This window comes from Pseudomonas sp. 18.1.10 (assembly GCF_024655625.1).
Classification (GTDB): Bacteria; Pseudomonadota; Gammaproteobacteria; order Pseudomonadales; family Pseudomonadaceae; genus Aquipseudomonas.
Genome location: NZ_JANLGL010000023.1, coordinates 1 through 10,609, shown reverse-complemented (window position 1 = coordinate 10,609; position 10,609 = coordinate 1). Strand labels below are relative to the sequence as shown.

The following is a 10,609-nucleotide window of genomic DNA, read 5'->3' as shown; positions in this document are numbered from 1 at the left end:
AGTGTCCCTGATCGCTTCAGACCACTTCCGCATCGTTGTCGGCCTCGGCAAGAGCGGCATGTCCCTGGTTCGCTTCCTGGCGAACCGGGGCACGTCGTTTGCCGTCGCCGATACGCGGGAAAATCCACCGGAGCTGGTCACGCTGCGCCGTGACTACCCGCACGTGGAAGTGCGTTGTGGCGAGTTGGATGTCGAGTTTCTGTGCCGCGCCGACGAGCTCTACGTGAGCCCCGGCCTGGCCCTGGCGACACCGGCTTTGCAAGCTGCCGCCGCCCGTGGCGTGAAGCTGTCCGGTGACATCGACCTGTTCGCGCGTAACGCGAAGGCGCCGATCGTGGCCATCAGCGGCTCCAATGCAAAAAGCACCGTGACCACCCTGGTCGGCGAGATGGCGGCTGCGGCCGGCAAGCGCGTCGCCGTGGGCGGCAACCTCGGTGTGCCGGCGCTGGACCTGCTCAGCGACGATGTCGAGTTGTACGTCATGGAACTGTCGAGCTTCCAGCTGGAAACCACCCACGACCTCGGCGCCGAAGTGGCTACCGTGTTGAACGTGAGTGAAGACCACATGGACCGCTACAGCGGCCTGCCGGCCTATCACCTGGCCAAGCACCGGATCTTCCGTGGCGCCAGGCAATTTGTGGTCAACCGCCAGGACGCCCTGAGCCGTCCGCTGATGGGCGAGGGCATGCCTTGCTGGACCTTTGGCCTCGGCAAACCCGACTTCAAGGCCTTTGGCATTCGTGAAGAGAATGGCGAGAAATACCTGGCCTTCGAATTCCAGAACCTGATGCCGGTGCGCGAGCTGAAAATCCGTGGCGCCCATAACCAGTCCAATGCCCTTGCGGCGCTGGCACTCGGGCATGCCGTGGGCTTGCCGTTCGATGCCATGTTGTCGGCCCTGCGCAGCTTCGGTGGCCTTGAGCACCGCTGCCAGTGGGTGCGCGACCTCGATGGCGTCAACTACTACAACGATTCCAAGGCCACCAACGTCGGTGCGGCCCTGGCTGCCATCGAGGGCCTGGGTGCCGATATCGACGGCAAGCTGGTGCTGATTGCCGGTGGCGACGGCAAGGGTGCCGACTTCAAGGACCTTAAAGGCCCGGTCGCTGCACATTGCCGTGCCGTGGTGTTGATGGGGCGCGATTCCGACCTGATTGCCGCCGCCCTCGGTGACGCGGTGCCGCAAGTGCGCGCCACGTCCCTGGACGACGCGATTGCCCAGTGCAAGGCCCTGGCCCAGCCGGGCGACGCGGTGTTGCTGTCGCCGGCGTGCGCCAGCTTCGACATGTTCAAGAACTACGAAGAGCGCGGCCAGTTGTTCGCCCGCGCCGTGGAGGCGTTGGTATGAGCCTCGGTCTGAGAAACATCATCAAGCCGTACCCGTCGCCGATCATCACCGGGCGCGGTATCGACCTCGATTTCCCGATGCTCGCCGGTTGCCTCGCGCTGCTGGGCCTGGGCCTGGTGATGATTACGTCGGCATCGTCCGAAGTGGCCGCCGTGCAGTCGGGCAACACCCTGTACATGATGATCCGTCACCTGGTGTACCTGGTGATCGGCCTTGGTGCGTGCGTCGTCACCATGATGATCCCCATCGCCACCTGGCAGCGCTTGGGTTGGCTGATGCTGATCGGCGCGTTCGGCTTGCTGATAATGGTGATCCTGCCCGGCATCGGCCGTGAGGTGAACGGTTCGATGCGCTGGATCGGCTTCGGCGCGTTCAACGTGCAGCCGTCGGAAATTGCCAAGGTGTTCGTGGTGATTTACCTCGCCGGTTACCTGGTGCGCCGCCAGAAAGAAGTCCGCGAAAGCTGGATGGGCTTCTTCAAACCGTTCATCGTGCTGCTGCCCATGGCCGGCCTGTTGCTGATGGAGCCCGACTTCGGTGCCACGGTTGTAATGATGGGCGCGGCGGCGGCGATGTTGTTTCTCGGTGGTGTTGGGCTGCTGAGGTTTGCCTTGATGGTTGTGCTGGCGGTGGTGGCGGTTTACCTGCTGGTACTGGCGCAACCCTATCGAATGGCCCGTCTGATTACCTTTACCGACCCCTGGTCCGACCAGTTCGGCTCCGGCTACCAATTGACCCAGGCGCTGATCGCCTTTGGTCGAGGCGGTTGGTTGGGGGTAGGGCTGGGCAACAGTGTGCAGAAGCAGTTTTACCTGCCGGAAGCTCACACTGACTTCGTATTCTCGGTACTTGCCGAAGAGCTTGGCGTAGTGGGTTCGTTATGCACGGTCGCGCTGTTTGTATTTGTCTGCGTGCGTGCGCTGTACATAGGCCTGTGGGCCGAGAAAGCCAAGCAGTTCTTCGCCGCGTACGTTGCTTATGGGTTGGCGTTTCTTTGGATCGGCCAGTTCCTGATTAATGTCGGGGTGAATATCGGGCGGCTGCCGACCAAGGGCCTGACCCTGCCGTTCCTCAGTTACGGCGGCAGTTCATTGGTCATTTGCTGTATCTGCCTGGGCTTGTTGCTGCGCATCGAGTGGGAGAGTCGAACCCACTTGGGCAGCGAAGAGATGGAATTCAGTGAAAGCGATTTTGCCGAGGAGCCAACCCATGGACGCTAACGTGCTGATTATGGCGGGCGGCACCGGGGGCCATGTGTTCCCGGCCTTGGCCTGTGCGCGTGAGTTCCAGAGCCGTGGCTACAGCGTGCACTGGCTCGGCACGCCGCGCGGTATCGAAAACGACTTGGTGCCGAATGCCGGTTTGCCGTTGCACCTGATTAACGTCAGCGGCCTGCGTGGCAAGGGCAAGTTGTCCCTGCTCAAGGCGCCGTTCGTGTTGCTCAAGGCGGTGTGGCAGGCGCGCAAGGTGATTCGCGAATTGCAGCCGGTGTGTGTGCTGGGCTTTGGTGGTTATGTGACCGGCCCGGGTGGCGTCGCCGCCAAGCTCGCCGGCGTGCCGGTGATCGTGCACGAGCAGAACGCCGTGGCCGGGACCGCCAACCGCCTGTTGGTGCCTTTGGCTGCACGGGTGTGCGAGGCCTTCCCGAAGACGTTCGATGCATCGGACAAGCTGCGCACCACCGGCAACCCGGTGCGCACCGAACTGTTCATGGACATTGCGCGCGAAGCACTGAGCGGGCGCAAGGCGCACCTGCTGATTATGGGCGGCAGCCTGGGCTCCGAGCCCTTGAATAAACTGCTGCCGCAAGCCCTGGCGCAACTCCCTGTGGAATTGCGCCCGGAGGTCTTCCACCAGGCCGGCAAGGATCACGGTGAAGTCACCGCCGAGCGTTATCGCGAAGCCGGTGTCGAGGCGAACGTACAGCCCTTCATCAAAGACATGGCCCAAGCCTATGGCTGGGCCGACCTGGTGGTCTGCCGCTCCGGCGCGCTGACCGTCAGTGAACTGGCCGCCGCCGGTCTGCCGTCCTTGCTGGTGCCTTTGCCCCACGCAATCGACGATCACCAGACCCGCAACGCCGAATATTTGGCCGGGGAGGGCGCTGCCTTCCTGCTGCCGCAAAGAACGACTGGCGCCGCCGATTTGGCCGCACGCCTGACCGAGGTTTTGATGCAACCGGAACGACTCAACAGCATGGCGAGCACCGCAAGCCGCCTGGCCAAACCTGACGCAACCCGCACCGTGGTCGATATCTGCCTGGAGGTGGCCCATGGTTGAGAATCAAAAAGCCATGCCACAACCGGAGATGCGCCGCATCCGTCGCATCCACTTCGTCGGTATCGGCGGCGTGGGCATGTGCGGCATTGCCGAAGTGTTGCTGAACCTGGGCTACCAGGTGTCCGGCTCGGACTTGAAAGAGTCGCCGGTCACCGATCGCCTGAAAAGCTTTGGCGCCCAGATCTTTATCGGCCACCGTGCCGAGAACGCCGCCGAAGCCGATGTGCTGGTGGTGTCCAGCGCCGTGAACACCTCCAACCCGGAAGTGGCCACCGCCCTTGAGCGCCGCATTCCGGTGGTGCCACGTGCCGAGATGCTGGCCGAGCTGATGCGTTATCGCCACGGCATCGCCGTCGCCGGTACCCACGGCAAGACCACCACCACCAGCCTGATCGCCTCGGTGTTCGCCGCCGGTGGCCTGGACCCGACCTTCGTCATCGGTGGCCGCCTGAATGCAGCCGGCACCAATGCACAACTGGGCACCAGCCGTTACCTGATCGCCGAAGCCGATGAAAGTGACGCGAGCTTCCTGCACCTGCAGCCGCTGGTCGCCGTCGTTACCAACATCGACGAAGACCACATGGCCACCTACGACGGTGACTTCAACAAGTTGAAGAAAACCTTCGTCGAGTTCCTGCACAACCTGCCGTTCTACGGTTTGGCCGTGGTGTGCCTGGACGACCCGGTGGTGCGTGAAATCCTGCCCCAGGTCAAGCGCCCGACCGTGACGTACGGCTTCAGCGAAGACGCCGACGTGCGCGCGATCAATGTGCGCCAGGAAGGCATGCAAACCTTCTTTACCGTGCTGCGTCCTGATCGCGAGCCGCTGGATGTGTCGGTGAACATGCCGGGCAACCACAACGTGCTGAACTCCCTGGCGACCATCTGCATCGCCAGCGACGAAGGCGTCAGCGATGAAGCCATCGTCGAAGGCCTGTCGCGCTTTGCCGGTGTGGGCCGGCGCTTCCAGGTCTACGGCCAACTGCCGGTAGACGGCGGCGACGTGATGCTGGTGGACGACTACGGTCACCACCCGACCGAAGTCGCGGCCGTTATCAAGGCCGTACGCGGTGGCTGGCCGGAGCGCCGCCTGGTGATGGTCTACCAGCCGCACCGCTACAGCCGTACCCGCGATCTGTACGACGACTTCGTCAATGTATTGGCCGATGCCAACGTGCTGCTGCTGATGGAGGTGTACCCGGCCGGTGAAGAACCGATCCCGGGGGCCGACAGCCGCAAGCTGTGCAACAGCATCCGTCAGCGTGGCCAGTTGGACCCGATCTACATTGAGCGTGGCATAGACCTGGCGCCGATCGTCAAGCCGCTGCTGCGTGCCGGTGACATCCTGCTGTGCCAGGGCGCTGGTGACATTGGCGGCCTTGCCCCGAAATTGCTGGCGAGCCCATTGTTTGCCGCTGCCGAAAAGGGGAAGTCGAAATGACCACTGACTACGCCTCCCTGTTTTCCACAATCGCACCGGCTGACTTCGGTCGCGTCGCCGTATTGTTCGGCGGCAAAAGCGCTGAACGCGAAGTGTCGCTCAAGTCCGGCAATGCCGTGCTTGAAGCCCTGCAAAGTGCCGGTGTGAACGCGTTCGGCATCGACGTGGGCGATGATTTCCTCGCCCGCCTGCAGGCCGAGAAGATCGACCGCGCCTTCATCATCCTCCACGGTCGTGGCGGTGAAGACGGCAGCATGCAGGGCCTGCTGGAGTGCGCCGGCATCCCGTACACCGGCAGTGGCATCCTCGCTTCCGCGCTGGCCATGGACAAGTTGCGCACCAAGCAGGTGTGGCACAGCCTGGGCATTCCAACCCCGCGTCACAGCGTTTTGTGCAGCGAAGACGATTGTATTTCTGCAGCCAAGGAACTGGGCCTGCCTTTGATCGTCAAACCTGCCCATGAAGGCTCCAGTATCGGCATGGCCAAAGTGAACTCGGCCGCCGAATTGATCGACGCATGGAAAGCGGCAAGTACCTACGACTCACAAGTGTTGGTGGAACAGTGGATTCAAGGTCCCGAGTTCACCATCGCCACCCTGCGTGGCCAGGTGTTGCCGCCTATCGCATTGGGCACGCCCCACACCTTTTACGACTACGACGCCAAGTACGTGGCTTCCGATACCCAGTACCGGATCCCGTGCGGCCTCGACGCAACCAAGGAACAGGAATTGATGGACCTCACGGCGAAAGCCTGTGAGGCGCTGGGTATCGCCGGTTGGGCGCGGGCAGACGTGATGCAGGATGACCAAGGGAATTTCTGGTTCCTGGAAGTCAACACCGCTCCCGGCATGACCGATCACAGCCTGGTCCCCATGGCTGCTCGTGCAGCGGGCCTGGACTTCCAGCAGTTGGTGCTGGCGATCCTTGCAGCAAGCATTGAGCCTAGAGGCTGACAGACATGAACGGCGCATCGCTTCGACATCCGCAACCCCCAGCACCCGGCCGCAAGCCGGTGCCACGGGGTGCCAGCCGCATGGTGGCTAAAGAGCCGATGTCGGCGCGCCTGCCGAAAGCCAACTTTGGTTTTCTCAAGGCGCTGTTCTGGCCGGTGTTGCTGGTGGTGCTGGGCTTCGGTACCTACGAGGGCGCGCAGCGCCTGTTGCCGTATGCCGACCGGCCGATCACCAAGATCAGCGTGCAGGGCGACTTGAGCTACATCAGCCAGCAGGCGGTACAGCAGCGCATCGGCCCGTACCTGGCGGCGAGCTTCTTTACCATCGACCTGGCCGGGATGCGCGGTGAGCTGGAACAGATGCCGTGGATCGCCCACGCCGAAGTCCGCCGCGTCTGGCCGGACCAGGTGACGATCCGCCTGGAAGAACAACTGCCCGTGGCCCGTTGGGGCGACGAAGCGCTGTTGAACAACCAGGGGCAGGCGTTCACCCCGCGTGAACTGGCCAACTACGAGCACCTGCCGCAGTTGTTCGGGCCGCAGCGGGCGCAGCAGCAAGTGATGCAGCAGTACCAGGCCTTGAGCCAGATGCTGCGGCCCATGGGCTTCTCCATTGCACGCCTGGAACTGCGTGAACGGGGCAGCTGGTTTTTGACCACCGGGGCCGGCAGTTCCGGCCCGGGCATCCAGTTGTTGCTCGGACGCGACCGCTTGGTGGAAAAGATGCGCCGCTTTATTGCCATCTATGACAAGACCTTGAAAGAACAGATTACGAACATTGCGAGCGTCGACCTGCGTTACGCCAACGGCCTTGCCGTCGGCTGGCGTGAACCGGCTGCGCCCACGGCAGCGCAACCCGCTGTCGCGAAGAATTAAGAAGAGGCAGGACCCATGGCAAACGTGCAAAGCGGCAAAATGATCGTCGGTCTCGATATCGGCACCTCCAAGGTGGTGGCGCTGGTCGGCGAGGTCGGAGAAGACGGCGTAATCGAGATCGTCGGTATCGGCACGCATCCGTCCCGGGGCCTGAAGAAGGGCGTGGTGGTGAACATCGAGTCCACCGTGCAATCGATCCAGCGCGCCATCGAAGAAGCGCAGCTGATGGCCGGTTGCCGGATCCACTCGGCGTTCGTCGGCGTGGCGGGCAACCATATCCGCAGCCTGAACTCCCACGGCATCGTGGCGATCCGCGACCGTGAAGTCAGCGCCGCCGACCTTGAACGTGTACTCGACGCAGCCCAGGCCGTGGCGATCCCGGCTGACCAGCGCGTGCTGCACACCCTGCCGCAGGACTACGTGATCGATAACCAGGAAGGCGTCCGCGAACCCCTGGGCATGTCGGGCGTACGTCTGGAAGCCAAGGTTCACGTGGTGACCTGCGCCGTCAACGCCGCACAGAACATTGAAAAATGCGTGCGCCGCTGCGGCCTGGAAATCGACGACATCATCCTGGAGCAGCTGGCATCGGCTTACTCCGTGCTGACTGACGACGAAAAAGAACTGGGCGTGTGCCTGGTGGATATCGGCGGCGGCACCACTGACATCGCGATCTTCACCGAAGGTGCGATCCGTCACACCGCCGTGATCCCGATTGCCGGTGACCAGGTGACCAACGACATCGCCATGGCGCTGCGCACACCGACCCAGTACGCCGAAGAAATCAAGATCCGCTACGCCTGCGCCCTGGCCAAACTGGCCGGCGCCGGCGAGACCATCAAGGTGCCGAGCGTGGGCGACCGTCCACCGCGCGAGCTGTCGCGCCAGGCCCTGGCCGAAGTGGTCGAGCCGCGCTACGACGAGCTGTTCACCCTGATCCAGGCTGAGCTGCGTCGCAGCGGCTACGAAGATTTGATCCCGGCCGGCATCGTGCTGACCGGTGGCACCTCGAAGATGGAAGGCGCGGTCGAACTGGCCGAGGAAATCTTCCACATGCCGGTGCGCCTGGGCGTGCCCCATGGCGTCAAAGGCCTGGGCGACGTGGTGCGCAACCCGATTTATTCGACTGGCGTGGGCTTGCTGTTGTACGGCCTGCAAAAGCAGACCGACGGCATTTCCCTGTCGGGCCCGAGCATCCGCGACAGCTACCGCAGTGACGACGAAGCGAAAGCGCCGTTGTTCGAGCGGTTGCAGGCGTGGGTCAAAGGCAATTTTTAAAGCTTTACCGCAACACCGCTGGAAGCAGTAGGCGAAAAAACTAGAGAAAACGAAAGGAGAGGGAACATGTTCGAACTCGTAGACAACATCCCCGCAAGCCCGGTCATCAAAGTGATCGGTGTCGGCGGTGGCGGCGGCAACGCTGTCAACCATATGGTCAAGAGCAACATTGAAGGCGTTGAATTCATCTGCGCCAACACTGATGCCCAGGCGCTGAAAAGCATCGGCGCGCGGACCATCCTGCAATTGGGCACCGCGGTGACCAAAGGCCTCGGCGCTGGCGCCAACCCGGAAGTCGGCCGTCAAGCCGCCCTGGAAGACCGCGAGCGTATTGCCGAAGTGCTGCAAGGCACCAACATGGTGTTCATCACCACGGGCATGGGCGGCGGTACCGGTACCGGTGCAGCGCCGATCATTGCCGAAGTGGCCAAGGAAATGGGCATTCTGACGGTCGCTGTCGTGACCCGTCCGTTCCCGTTCGAAGGTCGCAAGCGCATGCAGATCGCCGACGAAGGCATCCGTCTGCTGTCTGAAAGCGTCGACTCGTTGATCACCATTCCCAACGAGAAGCTGCTGACCATCCTGGGCAAGGACGCGAGCCTGCTGTCCGCATTCGCCAAGGCTGACGATGTACTGGCCGGTGCCGTTCGCGGTATCTCCGACATCATCAAGCGCCCGGGCATGATCAACGTCGACTTTGCCGACGTACGTACCGTGATGAGCGAAATGGGCATGGCGATGATGGGCACTGGCTGCGCCAGCGGTCCGAACCGTGCACGTGAAGCCACTGAAGCGGCCATCCGCAACCCGTTGCTGGAAGACGTGAACCTGCAAGGCGCTCGCGGCATCCTGGTGAACATCACCGCCGGTCCTGACCTGTCCCTGGGTGAGTACTCCGACGTGGGTAGCATCATCGAAGCCTTCGCGTCCGAGCACGCCATGGTCAAGGTCGGCACCGTTATCGACCCGGACATGCGCGACGAACTGCACGTGACCGTGGTTGCCACCGGCCTGGGTGCCAAGATCGAGAAACCTGTGAAGGTCATCGACAACACCCTGCACACCAGCCAGGTCAGCCAAGCGGCTGCGGCTCCAGCGCCTTCGCGCCAGGAACTGCCGTCGGTGAACTACCGTGACCTGGACCGTCCGACCGTGATGCGCAACCAGGCTCAGGCCGGTGCTGCGGCGTCCCGTAGCCCGAATCCGCAAGATGATCTGGACTACCTGGACATCCCGGCATTCCTGCGTCGTCAGGCCGATTGATGGAATGTATCAGGGCTATGAAGGTGATTGGTGTTCAGCAAAGGTCTGGTCTGCTATTATCGCCAGCCTTTGTTGATACCAGTTCGCAATTTGCGCTCAAGCGGTCCAAGCCATGATTAAACAACGCACCCTGAAGAATATTATCCGTGCCACAGGTGTAGGTCTGCACTCCGGGGAGAAGGTATACCTGACCCTCAAACCTGCACCTGTCGACACCGGCATCGTGTTTGTTCGTGCCGACCTGGACCCTGTGGTGCAGATTCCTGCTCGCGCGGAAAACGTTGGCGAAACCACCATGTCGACCACATTGGTCAACGGTGACGTCAAAGTGGACACGGTGGAGCACTTGCTCTCGGCCATGGCTGGCCTGGGCATCGATAACGCCTACGTCGAGCTCTCCGCGTCTGAAGTCCCGATCATGGATGGTAGCGCTGGACCTTTCGTATTCCTGATTCAATCTGCCGGCCTGGAAGAACAGGACGCAGCCAAGAAGTTCATTCGCATTCTGCGGGAAGTGACAGTAGAAGACGGCGACAAGCGCGCCACCTTCGTCCCGTTCGAAGGCTTTAAAGTGAGCTTTGAGATCGATTTCGATCACCCGGTATTCCGTGACCGCACCCAAAGTGCAAGCGTGGATTTTTCCAGCACTTCGTTCGTAAAAGAAGTCAGCCGCGCCCGTACCTTTGGTTTCATGAGTGACATCGAGTACCTGCGCAAGCACAACCTCGCACTCGGCGGCAGCGTTGAAAATGCCATTGTGGTCGACGCGGATGGTGTACTGAACGAAGACGGCCTTCGCTATGAAGACGAATTCGTGAAGCACAAGATCCTCGATGCAATCGGTGACCTCTACCTGCTGGGCAATAGCCTGATAGGCGAGTTCAAAGGCTTCAAGTCGGGCCACGCCCTTAACAACCAGCTGCTGCGCAAGTTGATTGAGCAGACAGACGCTTGGGAAGTCGTGACCTTCGAAGATGCCAGCACCGCACCGATCTCTTACATGCGTCCCGTTGCGGCGGTGTAAGTAACAACTCTCTTTCTTTAGTTTTGAAAGGCTGCCTTCGGGTGGCCTTTTTTTATGCCTGCGGTTCAGGCCTATGAAGATCAAAAAATGTGGGAGCGGGCTTGTGTGGGAGCGGGCTTGCTCGCGAATGCGGTGGATCAGTCACCA

9 protein-coding genes are annotated in these 10,609 nt (G+C 61.8%); all 9 read left to right on the top strand.

From position 1 onward, the window contains the following. The first annotated feature begins 1 nt into the window (after nt 1). The 9 genes from murD to lpxC all read left to right on the top strand — a co-directional run bounded on the left by murD (nt 2) and on the right by lpxC (nt 10,462). Nucleotides 2-1,348 (top strand): UDP-N-acetylmuramoyl-L-alanine--D-glutamate ligase, encoded by a 1,347-nt coding sequence (gene murD, locus NUV89_RS06400; protein ID WP_257780669.1) that lies wholly within the window; start codon nt 2-4, stop codon nt 1,346-1,348. Beyond that, a complete protein-coding gene (gene ftsW, locus NUV89_RS06395) occupies nt 1,345-2,568 on the top strand; it encodes a putative lipid II flippase FtsW (RefSeq protein WP_122487584.1) in 1,224 nt (407 codons plus the stop codon). The genes murD and ftsW overlap by 4 nt, the downstream gene beginning before the upstream one ends. Next, nucleotides 2,558-3,628 (top strand): undecaprenyldiphospho-muramoylpentapeptide beta-N-acetylglucosaminyltransferase, encoded by a 1,071-nt coding sequence (gene murG, locus NUV89_RS06390; protein ID WP_257780668.1) that lies wholly within the window; start codon nt 2,558-2,560, stop codon nt 3,626-3,628. The genes ftsW and murG overlap by 11 nt, the downstream gene beginning before the upstream one ends. Continuing rightward, nucleotides 3,621-5,069, top strand: a complete 1,449-nt coding sequence (murC, locus tag NUV89_RS06385; RefSeq protein ID WP_257780667.1) for a UDP-N-acetylmuramate--L-alanine ligase — start codon at nt 3,621-3,623, stop codon at nt 5,067-5,069. The genes murG and murC overlap by 8 nt, the downstream gene beginning before the upstream one ends. Further along, a complete protein-coding gene (locus NUV89_RS06380) occupies nt 5,066-6,022 on the top strand; it encodes a D-alanine--D-alanine ligase (protein WP_257780666.1) in 957 nt (318 codons plus the stop codon). The genes murC and NUV89_RS06380 overlap by 4 nt, the downstream gene beginning before the upstream one ends. 5 nt (nt 6,023-6,027) lie before the next feature. Continuing rightward, the gene (locus tag NUV89_RS06375; protein WP_257780665.1) at nt 6,028-6,897 is read left to right on the top strand and encodes a cell division protein FtsQ/DivIB; all 870 of its coding nucleotides are present in this window, start codon (nt 6,028-6,030) and stop codon (nt 6,895-6,897) included. Between the two features lie 15 nt (nt 6,898-6,912). Further along, nucleotides 6,913-8,175: a cell division protein FtsA gene (gene ftsA, locus NUV89_RS06370; protein WP_017738691.1), complete on the top strand. Its 1,263-nt coding sequence runs from the start codon at nt 6,913-6,915 to the stop codon at nt 8,173-8,175. Between the two features lie 66 nt (nt 8,176-8,241). Then, complete coding sequence (gene ftsZ / locus NUV89_RS06365; RefSeq protein ID WP_017738690.1) at nt 8,242-9,438, top strand: cell division protein FtsZ; 1,197 nt, start codon at nt 8,242-8,244, stop codon at nt 9,436-9,438. 112 nt (nt 9,439-9,550) lie between these two features. Continuing rightward, complete coding sequence (lpxC, locus tag NUV89_RS06360; RefSeq protein WP_003171886.1) at nt 9,551-10,462, top strand: UDP-3-O-acyl-N-acetylglucosamine deacetylase; 912 nt, start codon at nt 9,551-9,553, stop codon at nt 10,460-10,462. Nucleotides 10,463-10,609 lie beyond the last annotated feature (147 nt).

Coding starts and splice junctions, on each gene's coding strand:
- ftsW (WP_122487584.1), top strand. CDS start 1,345: ATGAGCCTCGGTCTGAGAAACATCATCAAGCCGTACCCGTCGCCGATC.
- murG (WP_257780668.1), top strand. CDS start 2,558: ATGGACGCTAACGTGCTGATTATGGCGGGCGGCACCGGGGGCCATGTG.
- murC (WP_257780667.1), top strand. CDS start 3,621: ATGGTTGAGAATCAAAAAGCCATGCCACAACCGGAGATGCGCCGCATC.
- NUV89_RS06380 (WP_257780666.1), top strand. CDS start 5,066: ATGACCACTGACTACGCCTCCCTGTTTTCCACAATCGCACCGGCTGAC.
- NUV89_RS06375 (WP_257780665.1), top strand. CDS start 6,028: ATGAACGGCGCATCGCTTCGACATCCGCAACCCCCAGCACCCGGCCGC.
- ftsA (WP_017738691.1), top strand. CDS start 6,913: ATGGCAAACGTGCAAAGCGGCAAAATGATCGTCGGTCTCGATATCGGC.
- ftsZ (WP_017738690.1), top strand. CDS start 8,242: ATGTTCGAACTCGTAGACAACATCCCCGCAAGCCCGGTCATCAAAGTG.
- lpxC (WP_003171886.1), top strand. CDS start 9,551: ATGATTAAACAACGCACCCTGAAGAATATTATCCGTGCCACAGGTGTA.